This is a genomic window from Aureimonas sp. AU40 (genome assembly GCF_001463785.1).
Taxonomy (GTDB): domain Bacteria; phylum Pseudomonadota; class Alphaproteobacteria; order Rhizobiales; family Rhizobiaceae; genus Aureimonas.
The window spans coordinates 244,400-265,784 of record NZ_BBWL01000054.1; the positions used below are offsets into that span (position 1 = coordinate 244,400).

17 protein-coding genes are annotated in these 21,385 nt (G+C 66.9%); 6 read left to right on the forward strand and 11 right to left on the reverse strand.

Annotated features, from left to right (window positions below; all coding sequences use genetic code 11):
• Window positions 1-47: 47 nt before the first annotated feature.
• Window positions 48-2,432, reverse strand: a complete 2,385-nt coding sequence (locus tag AUL32_RS22185; RefSeq protein WP_062120043.1) for an alpha-L-rhamnosidase — start codon at window positions 2,430-2,432, stop codon at window positions 48-50.
• A 173-nt stretch (window positions 2,433-2,605) separates the two neighbouring features.
• Between AUL32_RS22185 and AUL32_RS22190 the strand changes: the two genes are divergently transcribed.
• On the forward strand, window positions 2,606-3,658 hold the full coding sequence (locus AUL32_RS22190; RefSeq protein WP_061978885.1) for a LacI family DNA-binding transcriptional regulator: 1,053 nt from the start codon (window positions 2,606-2,608) through the stop codon (window positions 3,656-3,658).
• A 375-nt stretch (window positions 3,659-4,033) separates the two neighbouring features.
• Entirely contained in the window at window positions 4,034-5,041 is a 1,008-nt protein-coding gene (locus AUL32_RS22195; RefSeq protein WP_062120046.1) for a zinc-dependent alcohol dehydrogenase family protein, read from the forward strand.
• 162 nt (window positions 5,042-5,203) lie between these two features.
• Here the strand turns inward: AUL32_RS22195 and AUL32_RS22200 are convergent, their stop codons facing one another.
• Entirely contained in the window at window positions 5,204-5,941 is a 738-nt protein-coding gene (locus AUL32_RS22200; RefSeq protein WP_062120048.1) for an SDR family oxidoreductase, read from the reverse strand.
• A gap of 76 nt (window positions 5,942-6,017) precedes the next feature.
• On the opposite strand from AUL32_RS22200, the gene AUL32_RS22205 reads away from it, so the two are divergent.
• Complete coding sequence (locus AUL32_RS22205; RefSeq protein WP_192847504.1) at window positions 6,018-6,929, forward strand: AraC family transcriptional regulator; 912 nt, start codon at window positions 6,018-6,020, stop codon at window positions 6,927-6,929.
• A gap of 326 nt (window positions 6,930-7,255) precedes the next feature.
• Here the strand turns inward: AUL32_RS22205 and AUL32_RS22210 are convergent, their stop codons facing one another.
• From AUL32_RS22210 to AUL32_RS22235, 6 genes are all read right to left on the reverse strand, one after another.
• Complete coding sequence (locus AUL32_RS22210; protein WP_062120050.1) at window positions 7,256-8,410, reverse strand: mandelate racemase/muconate lactonizing enzyme family protein; 1,155 nt, start codon at window positions 8,408-8,410, stop codon at window positions 7,256-7,258.
• 39 nt (window positions 8,411-8,449) lie between these two features.
• On the reverse strand, window positions 8,450-9,658 hold the full coding sequence (gene manD, locus AUL32_RS22215) for a D-mannonate dehydratase ManD (protein WP_061978890.1): 1,209 nt from the start codon (window positions 9,656-9,658) through the stop codon (window positions 8,450-8,452).
• Window positions 9,659-9,671: 13 nt separating this feature from the next.
• Window positions 9,672-11,387 carry an ABC transporter ATP-binding protein gene (locus AUL32_RS22220; RefSeq protein ID WP_062120053.1) on the reverse strand — a complete coding sequence of 572 codons (1,716 nt, stop codon included), beginning with the start codon at window positions 11,385-11,387 and terminating at the stop codon, window positions 9,672-9,674.
• A complete protein-coding gene (locus AUL32_RS22225; RefSeq protein ID WP_062120056.1) occupies window positions 11,384-12,547 on the reverse strand; it encodes an ABC transporter permease in 1,164 nt (387 codons plus the stop codon). Before AUL32_RS22225 ends, AUL32_RS22220 begins: the two co-directional genes overlap by 4 nt.
• Entirely contained in the window at window positions 12,544-13,530 is a 987-nt protein-coding gene (locus tag AUL32_RS22230; protein ID WP_061978893.1) for an ABC transporter permease, read from the reverse strand. Before AUL32_RS22230 ends, AUL32_RS22225 begins: the two co-directional genes overlap by 4 nt.
• A gap of 69 nt (window positions 13,531-13,599) precedes the next feature.
• A complete protein-coding gene (locus AUL32_RS22235; RefSeq protein WP_061978894.1) occupies window positions 13,600-15,537 on the reverse strand; it encodes an ABC transporter substrate-binding protein in 1,938 nt (645 codons plus the stop codon).
• Between the two features lie 131 nt (window positions 15,538-15,668).
• Between AUL32_RS22235 and AUL32_RS22240 the strand changes: the two genes are divergently transcribed.
• Window positions 15,669-16,364 carry a GntR family transcriptional regulator gene (locus AUL32_RS22240; RefSeq protein WP_062120059.1) on the forward strand — a complete coding sequence of 232 codons (696 nt, stop codon included), beginning with the start codon at window positions 15,669-15,671 and terminating at the stop codon, window positions 16,362-16,364.
• A 129-nt stretch (window positions 16,365-16,493) separates the two neighbouring features.
• Here AUL32_RS22240 and AUL32_RS22245 read toward each other — a convergent pair whose 3' ends face one another.
• A complete protein-coding gene (locus AUL32_RS22245; RefSeq protein WP_062120062.1) occupies window positions 16,494-17,720 on the reverse strand; it encodes a DUF2325 domain-containing protein in 1,227 nt (408 codons plus the stop codon).
• Between the two features lie 83 nt (window positions 17,721-17,803).
• Entirely contained in the window at window positions 17,804-18,172 is a 369-nt protein-coding gene (locus AUL32_RS22250) for a winged helix-turn-helix domain-containing protein (protein WP_061978975.1), read from the reverse strand.
• Between the two features lie 293 nt (window positions 18,173-18,465).
• Here AUL32_RS22250 and adh point away from each other — a divergent pair, with 293 nt between their 5' ends.
• Window positions 18,466-19,986: an aldehyde dehydrogenase gene (gene adh / locus AUL32_RS22255; protein WP_062120065.1), complete on the forward strand. Its 1,521-nt coding sequence runs from the start codon at window positions 18,466-18,468 to the stop codon at window positions 19,984-19,986.
• A 67-nt stretch (window positions 19,987-20,053) separates the two neighbouring features.
• Complete coding sequence (locus AUL32_RS22260; protein ID WP_062120143.1) at window positions 20,054-20,392, forward strand: DUF779 domain-containing protein; 339 nt, start codon at window positions 20,054-20,056, stop codon at window positions 20,390-20,392.
• Window position 20,393: 1 nt separating this feature from the next.
• Here the strand turns inward: AUL32_RS22260 and modA are convergent, their stop codons facing one another.
• Window positions 20,394-21,191: a molybdate ABC transporter substrate-binding protein gene (gene modA / locus AUL32_RS22265; protein ID WP_062120148.1), complete on the reverse strand. Its 798-nt coding sequence runs from the start codon at window positions 21,189-21,191 to the stop codon at window positions 20,394-20,396.
• Window positions 21,192-21,385 lie beyond the last annotated feature (194 nt).

The window sequence follows — 21,385 nt, forward strand, 5'->3', positions numbered from 1 at the left end:
GATGTGGATGATGGCGGAAGGCGGGCTCCCGTCCCGCCATCCGGGGCTCAAGGCGTTCGGCTGGTATGGGCCGCGAAGGCCGGCAGGCCGGGCCGCAGCTCCGGCGCGCAGAAACGAACCCGGTGGTGGCCGGCGGCCAGCGCCGTCTCGCCATCGGCCGATACGGGCTGCCCCCCCAGCGTCGCCTCCCCGGCCCCGGCCGGTAGGCGGAGAAGGCCGGAACTCCCCGCCGGCAGGACGATGTCATAGTCCACCATGCCCTCGTCATCGACCCGCCAGGCCGCCTGGACGGTTCCGAGCCGGCTCTCGTACTCGGCCCGCGCATGGCCGAGCGCCGGCAGCACGAGCGGCTCGAAGATCACGCGGCCGAAGCCGGGGGCGTCGGGGTCGGGGCGCAGTCCCGCCACCGCCTCGAAAAGCCACTGGCACACGGCGCCATAGGCATAGTGGTTGTAGGAGTTCATCTGCGGATCGAACACCGATCCGTCCACCTGGATCGCGTCCCAGCGCTCCCAGATCGTGGTGGCGCCCTGCTTCACCTGATAAAGCCAGCCCGGCACGTCCTCCTGCAGGAAGACCTGGCTGGCCAGCCCCGTCTCGCCGAGCTTCACGAGCGCCGGCAGAAGCGCGGGCGTGCCGATGAAGCCGGTTCCGATGCGCCCTTCCGACCGGGCGATGGCATTGCGGAAGTTCGCGCGAACCGCGCCCAGACGTTCGGGCGGCACGAGATCGTGGAGCACCGCGAGCGCGTAGGAGGTCTGGTCGTCGTTTCCGACCCGCCCCGCTGGCGTGACGAATTCGTCCGCGAAGGCCCGGCGCACGCATTCGGCGCGCTCGCGCATCCGCTCGGCGGTCGCCTCGTCGCCCACCAGCCGGGCGATGCGCGACACGAGGCTAGAGGTGATGAACAGATAGATCGTCGCCGCCGCCTCGTCGCCGATGGTCGGCAGCGGCTTGGCGCTCGGCCCCTTGGGCTGGAGCCAGTCGCCGAAGGTGAAGCCGCGCGCGCCCCATTGGCGCGGCGGGCGAACGATCGGCCCGTCCGAAATCGACCAGACGAAGTCCACCCAGCGCACCATGGCGGGCAGCGTTTCCGCGAGAATGTCGAGATCGCCGTAGTGGAGGTAAAGGGTCCAGGGCACGATCGCGATCGCGTCGCCCCAACCGGTCGAGCCGAAGAAGCCGGGATAAAGATCGGGGTGAAGGCGCGTCGGATCGGGCACGACATGCGGAATCGCCCCGTCGGCCCGCTGATCCGCCATCACGTCGCGCAGCCATTTGCGCAGGAAGTCGTGGCTGTCGTGCAGGTAGCAGGCGGTCGGCGCGAAGACCTGCGCGTCGCCCGTCCAACCCAGGCGCTCGTCGCGCTGGGGGCAGTCGGTCGGCACTTCGATGAAGTTGGACCGCTGCGACCAGAGCGTGTTCTCCACCAGTCGGTTCACCAGCGGATGGCCGCAGGTGAACCGACCGCGTTGCGGGTAGACCGAGCTGATCGGCACCGAGCGGATCGAGCGCAACATCGCGCGGCCCTCGATGGAGACGCGAGCGTAGCGGAAGCCCTGAAAGGTGAAATGCGGCCGGAACGCCTCCGGCCCCTCGCCGCGCAGGATATAGGTGATGCGCGCCTCGGCCGTGCGGTAGTTCGAATTCTCGAAGTGTCCGTCGCGGTCCAAAATCTCGGAATGCTCGACGATCACCTTGGCGCCCGGCTCGCCCTCGACCTCGAAGGCGATGTAGCCCGCCGCGTTCTGTCCGAAATCGTAGATCGCGCGCCCCTCCGCGTCGCGTGTCTGCGCGATCGGCTCCAGGGCGGCCAGTTCGCGCACCGGCTGCGTTTCGTGGGGGAGGAGAAGGCTCGTGTCGAAGGCGAGCGCCTCCGCGCCGTGGGTTTCCTCCAGCGCGGTGCGACGCGCGTCGAAGGTTTCGCCGAAGTAGAGACCGGAGGCGAGGATCGGCAGCAGGCCGCTGCGCCAGGACGCATCGGTGGCCAGCAGCAGCGCGCCATCGGCGCGCGCCCGAAGCTCCGCGATCACGCCGGTCTTGTCGCCCCAGCAGTTGAAGATCGGCGCCTGCCCCCACATGATCTGAGAGCGATACCAGCCGTCGGCGAGCCAGATCTCGATCGTGTTCTCGCCCGGCGTCAGAAGATCGGAGACGGGATAGGTCTGGTAGGACAGGCGGCGGTCGTAGCTGGTCCAGCCGGGCGTCAGCAGGTCCTCGCCCACACGCCGTCCGTTGATGAAGCAGCGATAAAGGCCGAGCGCGCTGATCCGCAGCGTCTCGGCGCCGGAAACACCGTCCAACGTGAAACGCCGGCGCAGAAACGACGCCGGCGTGCCGACGCCCCCGTCGCTCAACGGGTGGATCATCCGCGCCGTCCAGTTCGCGTGGTCCGCTCCCGGCGCGCCAATGCTCAGGTTTCCACCGTCCATCCGCCTGTCTCCCCCCTCGGTCCGTGGCCCTTCATCCCGCCACGAACCGGCATCATCATTTTGTGTATCGTTCTACGTGCATCGTTCTACAAAATCGTCTCCGTGGCAATAGCCGAACCGCCATCCGATACGATAAGGAGAACTGAGGTACGGTCGGGAAGAACGAGGTCGCTGTGAAGCCAGGGTCGGGCACGGGGCCGAAGCAAACGAGTGGACGGCCGGGCCGCGCGACGATCCGAACCGTCGCGAGCGACGCGGGCGTCTCGGTTTCGGCCGTGTCCAAGGTCCTGCGCAACGCCTATGGGGTCAGCGACGGGCTGAAGGAGCGCGTCAACGCCTCGATCCAGCGCCTCGGCTATCGTCCGAACGCCTCGGCGAGAGGGATGCGCGGGCGCTCCTACACGCTCGGCGTGGTCCTGTCGGACATCCGCAACCCCTTCTTTTCCGAGATCATGATCGGCATCGGCACGGTTCTGGCCGAGACGCCCTACCAGCCCCTGCTCGGCGTCTCGAACTCGGCGGTCGGCACGGAGCGAACCTTGGTCGAGGCCATGGTGGACCGGCAGATGGACGGGCTGATCTTCCTGGCGCCCCGAATGCCGCTGGCGCTTCTGGACGAGGCCGCGCAGCGCATTCCGACCGTCGTGATCGGCCATCATCGCCCCGAGGCCGAGCATTACGACACGATCAACAACGACGACGCGCTGGGCGCCGAGATGGTGGTGGACCGGCTGGCGGAGGCGGGCCTTCGCCGCATCGCCCATGTCAGCCTCGCGCTGACGCCGGACGAGAGCTTCGCCGTGACCGCGCACCGCGAGATCGGCTATCGACGCGCCATGCAGCGGCGCGGCCTCGACCGCTGGATCGAGGTGCACCGGGCCGAGAACAGCCCGTTCGCGGGACAGGTCATCCGTCCGCTTCTGGAACAATCGCCCCGGCCAGAGGCCCTGTTCTGCTGGACGGACGCCTGCGCGCTGGAAGCCATCAGCGTCGCCACGCAGATGGGTCTGGCGATCCCGCGCGACCTGTCGATCGTCGGCTACGACAACTCGCCGCTCTGCAATCTCGCGCAGAACGCGCTGAGCAGCGTCGATCAGTCAGGGCGCCAACTCGGCGCGCAGGCGACCCACCAGCTTCTGGAGCGGATCGAGGGACGCTACGCGCCGCACCATCACCTCACACGGCCGCGCCTCGTCGAGCGGGCCAGCCTGGCCCCTCGCGACTGAAGCGGCAGGCGTGCATTCGATTTCGGGTCTTCGACATATGCAAGGGACGGTCCCGCCGTCGCGAACTGCCGATGTCGGAACAGCCGCTCGCTGGCTCGGACATGGTCCGACGAACAGGTGATCTATCTCGGAGCCCTGACCCCGCCAGTCGGTATGTCGACGCCGGCAGGGTCGGCGTCGAGGTGCTGGAAATTCCGGCGAGAGCCAGGGGCGTCACGACCCGCGTCACGACCCGACCCGAAGAACTCGCCGCCGGACGGGTTTCCGCCTCCCCAGGTCGCGAATGCGGATCCTCTTCGTTCCCGGACGCGGAGATGCCCTATCTCCAACGCAGGTTGGCGCATCCAACGCGCGAGACGGAAGGGAAACACAACGATGAAGGCAATGGCATTGCGAGCACCGGCCGGTCTGGACCGTATCGTGGCCGAGGACCGCCCCGATCCCGGTCGGCCTGGGCCGGGGGAGATCCGTGTCGCCCTGCACGGGGCTTCCTTGAACTTCCATGATCTGGCCGTCGCCAAGGGGCAGATGAAGACCGAGGACGGGCGCATTCTCCTGGCCGACGGCGCGGGCATCGTCGAAAGCGTTGGCGAGGGCGTGGCTGAGTTCGCGCCGGGAGACATGGTCGTCTCCTGCTTCTTCCCGGATTGGCAAGACGGCTCGCCGACCGTTGGCGACTTCGCGCGAACGCCGGGCGACGGCATCGATGGATTCGCACAGGAGAGCGTCGTTCTTCCCGCCACCGCGTTCACCCGCGCGCCGAAGGGCTACGATGCGGTGGAGGCCGCCGCCATCACGACGGCTGGCCTGACGGCCTGGCGTGCCCTGGTCGGCGACGCCCATCTCAAGGCGGGCGACACGGTGCTCCTTCTCGGCACGGGCGGCGTCTCGATCTGGGCGCTTCAGATCGCGAAGATGTTCGGAGCGAGCGTCGCCATCACGTCATCGTCGGACGAGAAGCTCAAGCGCGCGCGCTCGATGGGGGCCGACTTCACGCTGAACTATCGAGCTGAGCCGGAGTGGGGACGACGGGTTCGCGACTGGACCGGTGGAAGGGGCGTCGATCACGTCATCGAGGTCGGCGGCCCTGGAACCCTCGCCCAGTCCATCGAGGCCGTGCGGATCGGTGGGCATATCGCGCTCATCGGGGTTCTCACGGGCTTTTCGGGCGAGATCCCGACGGGCGCTTTCATGACGAAGCAGGCCAAACTGCAAGGGCTTATCGTGGGAAGCCGTCGACAGCAGCAGGAGTTCGTCCGCGCGCTGGAGGCGAACGCGATCCGCCCCGTCATCGACCGCCGCTTCCCCCTCGCGGACCTCGCGAGCGCCTTTCGGCACGAGGAAGGCGCGAGCCATTTCGGGAAGATCGGCGTCGAATGGTGAGCGTCCAATCCTGATCTGAATCGACCTGTCAGGCGGTGTCCCGGTATACCTTAAGAAGAGGCGCCTATCGGGTCGCTGCCTGACGGCCTTCGACCCATCATTGCCCGCGTAACCTTCCATCGTGGTCGCCGAAGGCTCATGATCGACGCCTTCCTCAGGTCCTCAGTCTTGCGCCGTGGGACGAACCACGATGCTGCCGATCTCGACGTCGTCGGGCTGCTCTATCGCGAAGGCAATGGCCCGCGCGATGGCCTGGGGCGGAATGGCGAGTTCGCGCTTGCGCCTGCCGAGCTCCTCCCTGACGTCGGGATCGCTGACCGAAGAATCGACGAAGGTCGTGTCGATGAAGCCGGGGGAGACTTCCGTCACCCGCAGGCCGGGTACGCATTCCTGCCGCAAGGCCTCGGTCGCCGTCCGCAACGCGTTCTTGGTCGCGGCATAGACGCCCATGGTCGGGACGATCTTGAGGCCGGCCGTCGAGACGACGTTCACGACGTGGCCGCTGCGCTGGGCGACGAATAGGGGCAGCGCGGCCGCGATGCCGTAAAGGGCGCCCTTCAGGTTCACGTCGATCATCGCGTCCCAGTCCTCGACCCTCAGGGCATCGAAGCGCGAGATCGGGCCGATCCCGGCATTGTTGACGATCACGTCCAGCCGACCGAACCGCTCCACCGCGAGGCCGACAAGGGCTTCCAGATCCGCGCGCCGGGTGACATCGACTGCCTGGTAGATGGCGTTCCCGCCCGCCTTCTCGATCTCGGCGGCGACAGCGGCGATCTCGGCCTCGCTGCGCGCTCCCAGCACGAGGCGAGCCCCGCGGGCGGCCAGGAGCAGGGCGGTGGCCCGGCCGATGCCGCGCCCGGCCCCGGTGACGGCGACGATCTTGTTCTCGAGGGTCATGAGAAACCTCCTTCGTTGCGATGGAAGCAGGCTAGGACGACACCGCTGGCGGCTCTATGTTCGATCGACCGTTCTCTTGTCGCGATCCGCCGAAATCATGCTCGATCCCTTCTCCGACGTCGTGTCCCTCCTGGGCACGCGGAGCGTTCGCGGCACCAGCCTCGAGGCATCGGGCAGGTGGGCGCTTTCCTTCGACGGACGGGCGCGCCTGAAGTTCGTCGCGATGACCCGAGGTCGATGCTGGCTCGTTCTGCCGGGCGGCAGGACGGAGCCAATGGAAGAGGGCGACGTCTTCCTGCTCAGCGACACACGCTACACGGTTTCCAGCCACCCCGACGTCGAGCCGACCGACGGCATGGACCTCTACGCCGCTCCCGGGCACGACGCCGTTCGTCTGGGCGAAGGCCGCGACACCGCCATGGTGGGAGGCGGCAGCGCCTTCGCGAACGGTTGCGCCCCGTTCGTGCTCGACGCGCTGCCGCCGTTCCTTCGCATCGACCGCACGTCGCCGGCCGCCGCAGCCATCGCCCGGACCCTGCTGTCTCTCCAGGCGGAGATCCGAAACGCGGACGTCGGCAGTTCGCTCGTCGCGGAGCGGCTGGCCGAAATCCTCGTCGTCGAGGCCGTTCGTGCCTTCGTGGCGGCGGGGTCGAAGGATACGATCGGCTGGATTTCCGCCCTGTCCGATCCCCGCCTGGCCAAGGCGATCGGTCTGATGCACGGCGAGGTCGCCCGTCGCTGGACGGCGCCGATGCTGGCGCGGGAGGTCGGCATGTCCCGCTCCGCCTTCACACAGCGCTTCACGCGGCGCGTTGGTCGCCCGCCGATGGACTATCTGACCCTTTGGCGAATGGTCCTGGCCCGGCGCAAGCTGTCCTCGGGATCAAGCGTCGCCGCCGTCGCCGAAGAAGTCGGCTACGGGTCCCAGAGCGCCTTCACGCAGGCCTACAAGCGGACCATGGGACGGACCCCGCGATCGGCCGACTGACGGGAACGGGTTCGAGCGGCCATTGCGTCTGGTCGTCCAACCGAGAGCTAAGAGCAGCTGACAAAACAGCACGGGGTCGGCTGGCCCTGATCTTTCCGCCGTGGACTTCGTCGCGAATGCTTCGCCCTGCCGCCGGCATCGCAGAAGCTTCGCTCCTCGTCTCCGACGGAAAGCCCTCGACCATCCTCCCCCAAGGGTTTCGTCAGGCGCTCTCAGTCGCGTGACTGGCCGCCGGGCGGTGGCACCGACGCGCGGGCGGCCCGTGCCGATCGCGCGTCGGTGAAGATCGGGGCGTGCTTGCGGATGCGAAAGCCAACGGCGACCCGTCACCAGTTGGTGACGGACCCGTCCGGCCGTTTCAGGTGGGGAGCTTCCCAGAAGCGGAAAGGCTCGCGGGTAAGCGCCTTCTCGTCCACCTCGATGCCAAGCCCCGGGGCATCCGACACGGGGTAGACGGCGCCCTCAAGCCTCGGCTGCACGGGGAAGATTTCGCTGGAGTCGAAGCCGAGATGCCGCTCGACGGGCGAGGACCGCGTTTCCAGCCACGCAAAGTTCGGGACGGCCGCCGCCAGATGAATGGTCGCTGCCGTGCAGACGGGCCCGAGCGGGTTGTGCGGCATCAGATCGACATAATGCGCTTCGCTCCAGCCGGCGACCTTCATCGCTTCGGTCAGGCCGCCGACATTGCAGACGTCGATCCGGTTGAACTGGTGGATGTCGCGCTCGATGAAGGGCAGAAACTGCCACTTGGAGGAAAACTCCTCGCCGATCGCGAAGGGCACGTCGGTCAAGCGGCGGAGGGCCTCGTAGGCGGTCGGCGTCTCGTCGCGGATCGGCTCCTCCAGAAAGTCGAGCGTGCCCTTGGGCATGCGCTGGCAGAAGGAGGCCGCTTCCGCGACGCTGAGCCGGTGATGGTAGTCGATGCCGAGCGAGACATCCGTGCCGAGCTCTTCTCGCGCCCGCACCATCCAGCGTGCGGTCTCGGCGAGGGAGCGCCGGGGGTCGAGGAGATCGGGGCTTTCCTGCCCCGTCGACATGAAGCGGATGCAGTCCCAGCCCGCCTCGATCAGCTGGCGCGCCTGATCGATCATCGCCTCGCCCGGCTCGGCGGCCGTGGTTGCGAAGGTCGGCACGTGGTCGCGCTGCTTGCCGCCCAGGAGATCGTAGACGGGAACGCCCAGCGCCTTGCCCTTGATGTCGTGAAGCGCGATGTCGATGGCCGACATGGCGGCTGTCAGAACGCGCCCGCCTTCGAAATATTGCGAGCGATACATCTCCTGCCAGAGCGCGCCGATCCGCATCGGGTCGCGCCCGACGAGATACTGCGCGTAATGCTCGATCGCGCCCGCCACCGCCTTTTCGCGGCTCGACAGGCCGGACTCACCCCAGCCGAAGATACCTTCGTCGGTTTCGATCTTGACGAGAAGCTGGTTTCGCGTGCCGACCCAGACGGGAAACGGACGCACGGCGGCGATCTTCATGGACGGATCCTCGAAACGGGAAAGAGAGAAGGTGGCGGGCTACCAGTGCCAGAGCGTGCCGTCGGCAAGACGGTTCACGGGGAGATAGGCGCGCTCAAAGGGGTATCGGGCGGCCAGCGTCTCGTCGATCTCGACACCGTGGCCCGGCTGGTCGCCGGGATGGAGCTGGCCGGACTCGTAGGTCCAGGCGTGCGGGAAGACCTCGTGCGTGGCGTCGGTATAGCCGGAATATTCCTGGATGCCGAAGTTCGGCGCCCAGAGGTCGAGATGCAGATTGGCGCCGAGGCACACCGGCGACATGTCCATCGCGCCGTGGCAACCCGTGCGAACGCCATAGATTGCGGCGAAGTCCATGATCCTGCGCAGCGCCGTCGGCCCGCCGGCATGGACGGCGGTGGTGCGGATATAGTCGATGAGCTGCTCCTCGATCAGGAGGCGCGCGTCCCAGATCGTGTTGAACACCTCGCCGACCGCCAGCGGCGTCACCGTATGCTGTCGGATCAGGCGGAAGCCTTCCTGATGCTCGGCCGCGACCGCATCCTCCAGCCAAAACAGGCGGTGCGGCTCGAGGTCCTTGCCGAGGCGCGCCGCCTCGATCGGCGTCAGGCGGTGATGGGAATCGTGAAGAAGATGCAGATCGAAGCCGTGGGCATCGCGCAGCGCCGCGAAGAGCTTGGGCGTATGGACGAGATACTTCGCGGTGTCCCAAGCCTCTTCGCGCGGCAAGGCGTCGGTCGCCGCCGTCGTCGAGACGGAGAAGGCGCCCGTCCCGTACACGTTCGGCAGACCCGGAATGCCGGACTGGGCGCGGATCGCCCGGTAGCCTTCCTCCTTCCGGCGGCCGACAGCCTCGACCGTTTCCTCGATCGTGGTGCCCTGGGCATGGCCGTAGCACAGGACATGCTCGCGCGAGGCGCCGCCGAGAAGCTGGTAGAGGGGCATGCCGGCCGCCTTGGCCTTGATGTCCCAGAGCGCGGTGTCGATGCCCGCGATCGCCGCCATGGTGACGGGGCCGCGCCGCCAGTAGGCCCCGCGATAGAGATACTGCCAGATGTCCTCGATGCGCGCGGGGTCGCGCCCGAGGAGGCAGGGTACGACATGCTCCTGGAGGTAGCTGACGACGGCCAGTTCCCGACCGTTCAGCGTCGCGTCGCCGATGCCCGTGACGCCCTCGTCCGTGAGGATCTTCACGGTGACGAAGTTGCGGCCCGGGCAGGTCACGATGACCTTGATGTCCTGGATCTTCACGGGGACGTCTCTTTCAGGCGTTGTAGCGGAAGCGGGTGTGGAGGCGGCGGGCGCGCGGATCGGGCCGCGGAATGGCCGAGAGAAGCGCCTGCGTGTAGCCGTGGCGCGGGTTGTCGCAGACCTCGTCGGTCGGCCCGGTCTCCACGATGCGGCCCCGATACATCACGGCGACGCGGTCGCACATGTAGCGGATGACGCCGATGTCGTGGCTGATGAAGACGTAGGAGAGATCGAGCTCGTCCTGGAGGCGGATCAGGAGGTCGAGCATCTGGGCGCGCAGCGACACGTCGAGCGCGGCGGTCGCCTCGTCGGCGACGATCAGGCGGGGCTTCAGCGCGATGGCGCGGGCGATGACGATGCGCTGGCGCTGCCCGCCCGAAAAGGCATGCGGGTATCGCTCGCGCCAGGCAGGCTCGAGCCCGACCTGAGAGAGAAGCGCGCAGACGCGCTCGTCGAGCTCGCGCCCCTTGGCGATGCCGTTCACATAGAGCGGTTCGCCGACGATCTGAGCGACCGTCATGCGCGGATTGAGCGAGGAGACCGGGTCCTGGAAGATCATGCGGATCTCGCGCCGGCAATCGCGCAGCGTGCGTCGGTCCGCCGATGCGAGATCGACCGAGGAGCCGTCCGCGCGCCGATAGCCGATCGAGCCGCTGGACGGTTCGTAGACGCGCAGGAGGCAACGCCCCATCGTGGTCTTGCCCGACCCCGATTCCCCGACGATGCCGAGAGTCTCGCCCGGTGCGACGGTCAGCGAAACATCGTCCACGGCGCGCAGGGCCGAGGCTCCCTTGCCGAAGGTCATGGTGAGCGAGCGCACCTCTATCAGCGGCGCGGTGGGCGCCGGCTTCGGCGGGCGGCTCAGGCGGATCTCGGCCTTCTGCTCGAGCTTGCGGGCCGAGTTGATGAGCATGCGCGTGTACTCGGCCTGCGGTGCATGGAAGATGCGGTCGGTCGGCCCGGTCTCGACCAATTGGCCGTGGTGCATGACCGCCACCTCGTCGGCGATCTCGGCCACGACGCCCATGTCGTGGGTGATGAACAGGACGCCCATGCCGTGCTCGCGCTGGAGCTTGGCGATGAGGTCGAGGATCTCGGCCTGCGTCGTCACGTCGAGCGCGGTGGTCGGCTCGTCGGCGATCAGCATCGACGGGTTGCAGGCCAGCGCCATGGCGATCATGGCGCGCTGGCGCATGCCGCCGGAGAACTCGAACGTGTAACGGTCGGCCGCCGCCGAGGCGTTGGGAATCTCGACCTGGGAAAGAAGATCGATCGCGCGGCGCCGCGCCTCCGCCCGCGTCAGCTCCAGATGAACCGAGAGCGCCTCCTCGATCTGGTTGCCGATCGTGTGGACCGGCGAGAGCGAGCTCATCGGTTCCTGGAAGATCATGGCGATCTCTCGGCCCCGCACGGCGCGGATCTCGCGTCCGCGCGGGTCGAGCTTGGCGAGATCGGCGCTCGAGCCATCCTGGCGATGGAGCAGCACGGAGCCGCCGACGATGCGCCCCGGCCGATCGACGATCTGGAGGATCGAGCGCGCGGTCACGCTCTTGCCCGAGCCGGACTCGCCGACCACCGCCAACGTCCGGCCCCGGCGCACGTCGAAGCTGACGCCGTCCACCGCCTTGAGAACGCCGGTCCGGTTCTCGAAATGGGTCCGGAGGTCGCGCACCTCGAGAACCAGCTCGGGAATCTCGGCGGCCTCGATCGTGGCAAGGGTCTCGGTCATCGGCTGTAGGGGTCGGCGGCGTCGCGCAACCCGTCTCCCAGGAAGTTGAGGGAAAGCACCGCGATCACCACCGCGCCGCCGGGAACGAAGAGCAGCCAGGGGGCCTGCGCGACGGCGCGGATGTTCTGCGCTTCCTGCAGGAGCACGCCCCAGGAGACGATCGGCGGCTGGAGGCCGATGCCGAGGAAGGACAGCGAGGTCTCGGCGAGGATCATGGTCGGGATGGCGAGCGTCATCACCGAGATGATGTGACTGGCGAAGGACGGCACCATATGGCGCAGGATGATCCGCGCCTCGGACGCCCCGTCGAGCCGGGCCGCCAGGACGAAATCCTCGGTTCGAAGGCTCAGGAAGCGACCCCGCACCTCGCGCGCCAGGCTCGTCCAGCCAATCAGCGAGATGATCAGCGTGATCATGAAGTAAGTGCGCACAGGCGGCCAACTCAGCGGCACGGCCGCAGCAAGCCCCATCCAGAGAGGGATGGTCGGCACGGAGCGTAGGAATTCGATCACGCGCTGGATCGCCGTGTCGACGGCGCCGCCGTAGTAGCCCGAGATGCCGCCGAGCACGACGCCGAGCACGAGGCTCATGGCGACGCCCACGAGGCCGATCGAGAGCGAGATGCGAGCGCCGTAGACGACGCGGCTGAAGATGTCGCGCCCGAGCCGGTCGGCGCCCAGAAGATAGAACGGCTTTCCCGGCTCCACAGAGCCGATGAGCTTGCGCTCCATCGGGATGAGCCCGGCGAGTTTATAGGGCGCGGACGGCACGAAGAAGCCGAGGCGCACGGGGTTTTCGGGGTCGGCCTGGAAGACGCGGCGCATGGCGACGCGGTCGAGCTCCATCTTGAGGCCCGCCGCGTGCGGAGCGAAGCGGGTCCCCTCGCCTTCCGACAGGAAGAAGGCGATGCCCTGCGGCGGCGCGTAGGTGTAGCGCGCGTTGGCGGCGTTGGGATCGAAGGGCGCGATGAAGTCGGCGAAGAGCGCCACGAGATACAGGAGGAGGACCACAACGAGACTGACGACGGCGAGCTTGTGCCGGCGGAACTTCAGCCAGAACAGCGTCCACTGCCCCGCGACGGCGAGGTCGCGCCTGCCCGTTTCGAGCGGCGAGGGCTGCGGGTCGAGGGGCTGACCGATGGTTGTCGCGATGTCGCTCATTGGAAGCGGATCCTCGGATCGGCGATGGCGAGGAGGATGTCGGAAACGAGCGTCCCGACGAGCGTCAGGACGCTCACCATGAGGATGATCGAGCCGGCGAGGTACATGTCCTGGGCGAGCAGCGCGCGCAGGAGCATCGGGCCGGTGGTGGGCAGGCTGAGAACCACTGAGACGATGATCTCGCCCGAAACGAGGGCCGGCAGGATCCAACCGAGCGTGGAGATCAGCGGGTTCAGCGCGACACGCACGGGATATTTGAGGAGAAGGCGAAACTCCGAAACGCCCTTGGCCCGCGCCGTCGTGACGTAGGGCTTGTGGAGTTCGTCCAGAAGGTTCGCCCGCATGATGCGGATCAGCGAGGCGAGGCCGGCGGTGCCGACGACGAGGATCGGCAGCCAGACATGGGCGAGGAAGTCGGCGAACTTCGCGAGCCCCCACGGCGCGTCCACCATGGCAGGTGAGAAAAGGCCACCGACGCTCGCGCCGAAATAGCTCACCGTCACATACATCAGGACGAGAGCCAGAAGGAAGTTCGGGATCGCCAGGCCCAGGAAGCCCAGGAAGGTCGCGACGTAGTCGCCGATCGAATACTGGCGCACGGCCGAGTAGATGCCGATCGGCAGCGCCAAGGCCCAGATGAACAGGAGCGTGCAGAAGGAGATGAGGAACGTGTAGCCGAGCCGTCCCCAGATGACGTCGGTGACGGGTCGGTTCAGCTCGAAGGAAATGCCGAAGTCGCCGCGCGTCACGATGCCGGAGATCCAGTAGAAATACTGGATCCAGACCGGCTGATCGAGGCCGTAGCGCTGACGCAGCACCTCCACCGTGCCCATCTCCACCGCCCCGCCGCCGCTCGCCCAGTCGGCCATGAGCGTGGTGAGGTAGTCGCCGGGCGGCAGCTGGATGATGACGAAGGCCACGATCGAGACCGCGAACAAGGTGGGAACCATGTACGCGACGCGTCGCAGGATGAACCTGAGCATCCCGGTCTCCTTGCCGATGTTCGAGAAGGGGCGGCCGGCTCTCAGCCGGCCGCGCTGGCGGCTACCGCGTCAGGGCGCCGGCCGGTCGAAATACCACTGGGTCAGCGTCGGGGCGGGGTGCCAGAGATTGCCGGTGATCGGGATCGGCTCGAAGACGTTCTTGATGTCGCGGTTGATCAGCGCGTATTTCGGCATCGGGCGCGAGATGCCGATCGTGTAGAAATTGTCGGCCGCCTTTTCCAGGTAGACCTTCATGGCCGCGAGCCGCGTCTCGTCGGTCACCGCCTCGTTGACCTTGTCGTAGAGCGCCATGTGCTCCTTCACCGCTGCCGGCGGCTCCTCGCCCTTCGAGTGGTCCGCGTACCAATCGGCCCATTTCGAGGCGAAGAAGATGTCGGCCTTCTGGAAGGGCATGTAGCAGCGCACGTCCGTATAGGCTTCGGCGCGCCCGCCCACGCAGTTCCAGATGTAGGCGTCCTGCTCGTTGGCGTACCACATGGAGTTGAGGCGCGCCCGGTCCGTGGTGCGGATCTGGATGTCGAGCCCGACGTCGGCGGCGTATCGCTGCACCATCTGCATGATGTCGGGATATGACAGGCCGAAGACGTCGGCGACCATGAAGGTGATCGTGAAGCGCTTGCCGTCCGGTCCGAGGCGGAAGCCCTGCGCGTCCTTCTTGTCGAGACCGATCCGGTCGAGGATCGCCTTGGACTGCTCGGGGTCGAACTCGACATACTGGTTCGCCAGACGCTCGTTGTAGAGCTCGTGCTCTGGCAGAGGCCCGACCTGGGCGGGCGCGCCCTGGCCGACATAGACGAGATCGATGATGTCCTGCCGGTTGATCGCGTGGCTGAGCGCGATGCGGAAGTCCTTGTTGTTGAAGAGCGCGTTCTTGATGGGGTCCTGAACGTTGAGATTCAGGAGGAGCGTGGCGTCGTTGGCCGGCAGGTCGGCGACGTCCATCAGCCGGTAGTGCCCCTGCTCCTGGCTGTCGTAGAGAACGGACTTGTAGGTCGAGTTGTTGATGTGCCGGAAGGCATAGTCGAGCTCGCCGCTGGTCGCGCGCAGCAGCATGAGCTGCACGTCGTCGAGCTTGGCCCAGGTGATGGTATCGAGATAGGGCAGCTGGTTTCCGGCCGGATCGACCTTCCAGTAGTAGGGATTGCGGCTCGCCACGACGCGATCCTGGTCGGCATAGGGCACCGTCAGAACCCAGGGGTTCAAGGTCGGCAGCTCGAGATTCTGCCAGTAGACGGGCTGGAAGTTCGGCGAGACCTTCGAATTGAAGAGCGAGACCCAGTCGCCCACCGAGGGGTTCTTGGCAAGCAGCGCCGGAATGCCGTCCTTGTTGTACTTCTCGTGGAACTGCGAGAGGTAGTGCTTGGGGTAGATGATCGGGGCGTGCCCCTGACCGTAGGCCAGTTGCTGCAGGAACAGGCCGTAAGGGCTCTCGAAGCGGAATACCACGGTCGCGTCGTCGACCTTCTCCACAACGACGGGCTTCCCCGCCACCGTGAAGGTCGGGTTCTTCGACGGTGTCAGCGCGGGGTTCGAGAAGACGTCCTCGTACCAGAACAGGATGTCGTCGGCGGTGAAGGGCGCGCCGTCCGACCAGCGCATTCCCTTGCGCAGCTTGAAGGTGAAGGTCTTGGCGTCGGGCGAGGCCTCGACGGTCTCGGCGATCGAGGGCACGACCTTGGTCCAGTCGGGCGTCCAGCGGACCAGCGTTTCGTTCGCGATGGTGCGGGTGATGTTGTACTGGTCGCCGCCGCCCAGAATCGTGGTGCGCAGGTTGCCGCCGTAGCGACCCGGCCCGTCGATCAACGTCTCGACGAAGGGCGTCGCGGGAAGACGCTCGGCGACCGCCGGCAGGCTGCCGTCGGAGACCTTGGCGTCGAGCATAGGCGCCTGACGAAACTCGGCGGCCCCGGCCACCCCCCATGACAGGGCGATCGCCGCACCGAGCGTCAGTTTCCATGCCAAGCGTTGCCGGACAGCGGATGCCATTGATTTTCCTCCCGTCGGAGCCCGCTTTCCGCAGTGTCCCCGCTTATTTTCCAACCCGCCCTCACCAGCAGATTTGCCATCATAACGCTCAGATCGTACATTATCTGTCAAATCGAATGTGTGAAAAAAGTATGGCAACCGAACTTCTCTTCGCTCGATCGCTGCCGAATGCCGAGGTCGACGCACTGGCGCCGGCGGCCGCCGGGCGCGTCTACGACCGATTGCTGGACGATATCCTGGCAGGGCATGTTCCCGCGGGCGCGCGTCTGAAGGTGACCGATCTCGCCAAGCGATACGGCACCAGCACCAATCCGGTACGCGAGGCGCTTCAGCAGCTTCGCGGCGAAGGCTTCGTGGTGATCGAGCCGAACCGGGGCGCCCGCGTCCGCCCGATCGACGAAAGCTTCGTGCGGGACATGTACGAGATCAACGTCCTGATCGAACCCTATCTCGTCCGCTGGTTCGCCGATTACGCGACCGACGCCGACATTCTTCGCATGGAGGCCATCCAGGACGAGATCGAGGCGCTCGGCGTGGAGCGACACGACCGGTACGACCAACTCGACGAGCAATTTCACCGTGCCGTCTACGATCGGCACTACAATCGAAACGCGGTGGAGCTCTGGCATCGCTATCGAAAGACGCTCGGTACGATCAGCCGAGGCTTGACGATCGGACGATCTCGCTACGCGGCGCGGCAGGTGGAGCATCGCGAGCTTATTCGCTGCCTCAAGGAACAGGACGCGGTCGGTGCGGTGGCTGCGATCGAGACGCATGTGCGCGGGTCAGGTCGCTACATCATCGATCTCATGCGTTCGGAGCGCTAAGGCCCGAGGGCAGCGAGCGGCGAGACCGTTGCGAAGCGACGATCGCCGAGCTGGCGCGGCCGTTCGAACCGAGCCGACCCAGCGTCGCTCAAGGCATTCGAGCGCCCGATCGCGATCGACCGTGTCAATTCAGTGCGTCGCTTCGAGATGCTGGATGGCGGCTGAGAGGAAGCTCGCGAGGCTGGCGTGGCGCACGGGCACGAAGGGCTTGCGCATCTCGCGGCAATGCCGCTTGGCCGTGTTGACCGCGCCGTGGCTGACGCAGTCGACCGGGAAGAAGACCGCGTCGGCGCGCGCCACGAGCCCCGGCAGGAGGCTGTGGTTGTTCTCGACGCCGCCGTCATGCGTCAGGAGCTCCCCGCCTTTGGTCCGGATCAGGTCGCGCAACCTTTCGACCTGACCCGGACGGCCGCCGACATAAAGAAACGTCGCTCCGCGGAAGTCGATCGCCTCGGCCTCCTCGCCCGGCCCGGCCAGCACCTCGTCCAATTGCGCCAATTCCCGCTTGAGTTCGGCCTCCCGGGTCTCGGCGGCGGAAAGGGCGCGCTCCGTTCGCGTCTGCGCCGCCTGCGCTGCCGCAAGCTCCGTCTCCAGGCGCGCGCACCGTTCTTCCGCCACATCCGCGCGCCGGAGCAAATCGAGCCGGTTGCGCTCGTCCGGAGCGGGCCTTGCGGGCTCGGTCGGCAAAACCTTCGTCAGCGCTTCGAGTTCGCCGATCCGGTGGTCCCGCCGCTCGATCTCGGCGACCTTCTCCTGAAGCCGCGCCTGCTGCCGGGCGATGGTGTCCTCGCGCTCCGCCAGCGCTTCCTCCAGCCGCCGCAGGCGGGCCAGGTCGAGGCGATTGGACGTGCCGACGAGATGCGAGAGCATGTGCACCTCGCCGAACGCTTCCCGAACCAAGAGGTCGTCGGTCAGCGGATGGGTCAGCGTCGCCCAGTAGGCGCCGGGGATATCGCCGGCCTCCAGCGCGGCACGCCACAGGCCGGCCACCTCGTCGCGCGTCGTCGCCTTGTTGAACCGGCGCACGAAGGTTTCGTGCTTGCGGTCGAGAAGCTTGTTCAGAAGCTTGCCCGCGAGGTCTCCGAGGCTTGCGGCCTGGACGGCGCGATGGTGGATCGCGTGGCTGCTGGCCGTCCTCGTGTTGGTGTCCCCCAGCTTGGCCAGGAGTTGCCTGAGCTCCCCCGTCGTGAGGCAGGTGCCGACGATGGAGCAGTGAAGGTTCGTGGACAGATCCCAGATCCGGTCCCTGTCCTTCCGCCTCGCCTTCGGCGCAGGCCCTTCCGCCGCAGGCTCGAACGAAACCGGGCTCGGCTCGAACCGAACCGCAGGCGGCAGCTGGCGCAGGAGGATGGACATGGGCTCGACCCTCTCGTTATGTCCATACGGATATAACGGAAGAACCGGCGCGGCAACCGCCCTGCGGCGCGGTGCCCGCCCGTTTATGTCGTGGGCGTCTCGGCGTCCGTGGCGGGGGCGAGCCATCGCTCGAGTTCGCGCAGCGAGGACCGCGCCTGTTTGGCCACCAGTTCCTCGGTCTCCCGATAAACGCGGACGAGATGCTGGCCCCGCGCCGTCAACTCGGCGCCGCCGCCCTTCAGGCCGCCGTTTCGGGTTTCCACCACGGGTTGGTCGAACATCCCGTTCATTTCCTCGACCAGCAGCCAGGCCCGCCGATAGGACATGCCGTATTCCCGCCCCGCCGCGGAGATGGAGCCCGTGGTGCCGATCGCCTCGAGGAGAGCGATCTTGCCATGGCCGATCCGGCCTTGCGATCCGAGGTCGAACCGCAGAGTAATTCTCGAAGTCATGGCGCCGGTCCGACCGCTTGGCATCAGGCCAAAGTCGTTCGCCGGCCCCCATGGGTCAAGGCTCGGGCGCCCACAATTTAGAACCGTTATATTCGAGCGGACATAACGTTGACGGCGCCTCCAATCGGGCGCAGGTTGCCGCCGTGCGAGGGCTTCGTCCGGCAGGGATCGGACGGCGGGTCGTGTCCGGCGGTCGATCGGCGCCCCCTCCGCACCGCCTCGGGCGACGTGGGAGCGCGCCCGGATCGGCGAAACCACACGGCCGCCGGCCATGATGCCACCGGGAGGAACCCATGTACCAGCAAGCCATCGACCAGGTCTCCAAGAAGGTCCTGATCCGCGATCGCTACGACAACTTCATCGGCGGACAATGGGTCGCGCCCGCCGACGGGCGCTATTTCGACAATCCGAGCCCGGTCACGGGCCAGACGCTCTGCCATGTCGCCCGTTCGTCGGCGGCGGATGTCGAGCTTGCCCTGGACGCGGCCCACAAGGCGCGCGAGGGATGGGGCAAGACCGCGCCCGCCGAGCGCGCCAAGCTGCTCAACCGCGTCGCCGAACGGCTGGAGGAGAATCTCGATCTCCTCGCCATGGTCGAGACGCTCGACAACGGCAAGCCGATCCGCGAGACCACCCACGCCGACCTGCCGCTCGCGGTCGACCATTTCCGCTACTTCGCCGGCTGCCTGCGCGCCCAGGAAGGCTCGATCTCGGAGATCGACGAGGACACGGTCGCCTACCATTTCCACGAGCCGCTCGGCGTCGTCGGCCAGATCATTCCCTGGAACTTTCCGCTGCTGATGGCGGTCTGGAAGCTCGCCCCGGCTCTCGCTGCCGGCAATTGCGTGGTGCTGAAACCCGCCGAACAGACACCGCTCTCCATTCTCGTCTTCGCCGAGCTGATCGCCGACATCCTGCCCGAGGGCGTTCTCAACATCGTCAACGGCTTCGGCCTGGAGGCCGGCAAGCCGCTGGCGCAGTCCAAGCGCATCGCCAAGATCGCCTTCACCGGCGAGACGACGACGGGCCGGCTCATCATGCAATATGCCTCCGAGAACCTCATTCCGGTCACGCTGGAGCTCGGCGGCAAGTCGCCCAACATCTTCTTCGCCGACGTGATGGACGAGGACGACGACTTTCTCGACAAGGCGCTGGAAGGCTTTGCCATGTTCGCGCTGAACCAGGGCGAGGTCTGCACCTGCCCCAGCCGCGCCCTGGTGCACGAATCGATCTACGATCGATTCATGGAGAAGGCGGTCGCCCGCGTGAAGGCGATCAAGCAGGGCCACCCGCTCGACCCGACGACCATGATCGGCGCCCAGGCCTCCAACGAGCAGATGGAGAAGATCCTCTCCTATCTCGACATCGGGCGACAGGAAGGGGCAGAAGTTCTGACGGGCGGCAAGCGAGCAGACCTCGGCGGCGAGCTTTCGCAGGGCTTCTATATCGAGCCGACGATCTTCGCCGGCCACAACAAGATGCGCGTCTTCCAGGAGGAAATCTTCGGCCCGGTCGTCTCGGTCGCGAAGTTCAAGGACGATGCCGACGCGCTCGCCATCGCCAACGACACGCTCTACGGCCTGGGCGCCGGCGTCTGGACCCGGAACGGCACGCGGGCCTATCGCTTCGGCCGCGCCATCCAGGCCGGCCGCGTCTGGACGAACTGCTACCACGCCTATCCCGCGCATGCCGCCTTCGGCGGCTACAAGCAGTCCGGCATCGGGCGCGAAACGCACAAGATGATGCTGGATCACTACCAGCAGACCAAGAACATGCTGGTCAGCTACTCGCCCAAGAAGCTAGGCTTCTTCTGAGCAAGAGGCCGCGAAGGGCGGCGGGGGTCTTTCTCCCGCCGCCTTGCCCGCTTTCACGGAGGTCATCATGGACAAGGTCACGGCCACGCCGGAGGCCATGGCGTTCCTGGCCGAGATCGTCGCGGACCACGGCCCGGTGCTGTTTCACCAGTCCGGCGGGTGCTGCGACGGGTCCTCGCCCATGTGCTATCCCAGGGGCGAGTTCCGTATCGGCGAGGGCGACGTTCTCTTGGGCCGACTTGTCGACGACACGCCCGTCTATATCGGCGGGGCGCAGTTCGAGGTGTGGAAGCACACCGATCTCATCCTCGACGTGGTGCCGGGACGAGGCGGCATGTTCTCGCTCGACAATGGCCGGGAGCGGCGTTTCCTGACCCGCTCCACGGTCTGCGCCGCCCCGCAATAGCTTACTGCGCGCTCACCACGTTGAAGCCCTGCTTCTCGAAGGCGGCCTTCGCCTTGGCGGAGCGCAGATAGGTCTGGAACGTCGCGGCATCGGCATGGGTGGCGTCCGCCGTCTGGGCGACGGGGTAGAGGATCGGCGGGTGGCTGTCCTGCGGGAACGTGCCGACGATCTTGACGGACGGGTCGGACGCCGCGTCGGTCTTGTAGACGATGCCGAGCGGCGCCTCGCCCCGGGCAACCAGAACCAGCGCGGCGCGGACGTTCTCGGCTTCCGCCACGTTGCCCTTGACGCTGTCCCAGACGCCGAGCTTTTCCAGCGCCGCCTTTCCATACTTGCCGGCGGGAACGCTCGCGACGCTGCCCATGGCGAGCTTGCCCCCGGCGAGGAGGTCCTTCAGCGGAAAGCCTTCACGGATCTCCGCCGTGGTCGCGGCGTCCTTGGGCGCGATCAGGACGATGTCGTTTCCGAGAAGCGTCTCCCGCGTATCGGTTTTGATCAGTTTCTTGCCCTCGAGATAGTTCATCCAGTCGAGGTCGGCCGATACGAACAGGTCGGCCGGGGCGCCGCTTTCGATCTGCTTGGCAAGCGCCGAGCTTGCCGCATAGGAGATCGTGACGGACTTGCCCGTCTCCGCCGTCCAGGCCGTGTTGATCTCGTCGAGCGCGTTCTTCAGGCTTGCCGCGGCGAAGACCACGGGCGCCTTTTCCTGCGCTTGGGCCGGTTGCCCCGGCAGGAACGCAAGTCCGAGGCATGCGGTCGCGCCCGTAAGCAGGGCGAGGAAGGATCTACGGCTGGGCATGGTTGTCTCCCGATCAGAGCGATATGGCCAGCCAGATATAACGGTCTTGCCGCCGAGGGGAAGCGCGGTTTGTCGCGCCGCGATCTCGTGCGCCCAAAACCTGATCGGGACATCCATCGCGACCCTGCCCGGCGGGGTGGCGGGACGCTCCTCGCGCCCGGCCTCGACGCCGCGTCGCTTCTCGGTTGCGAGCC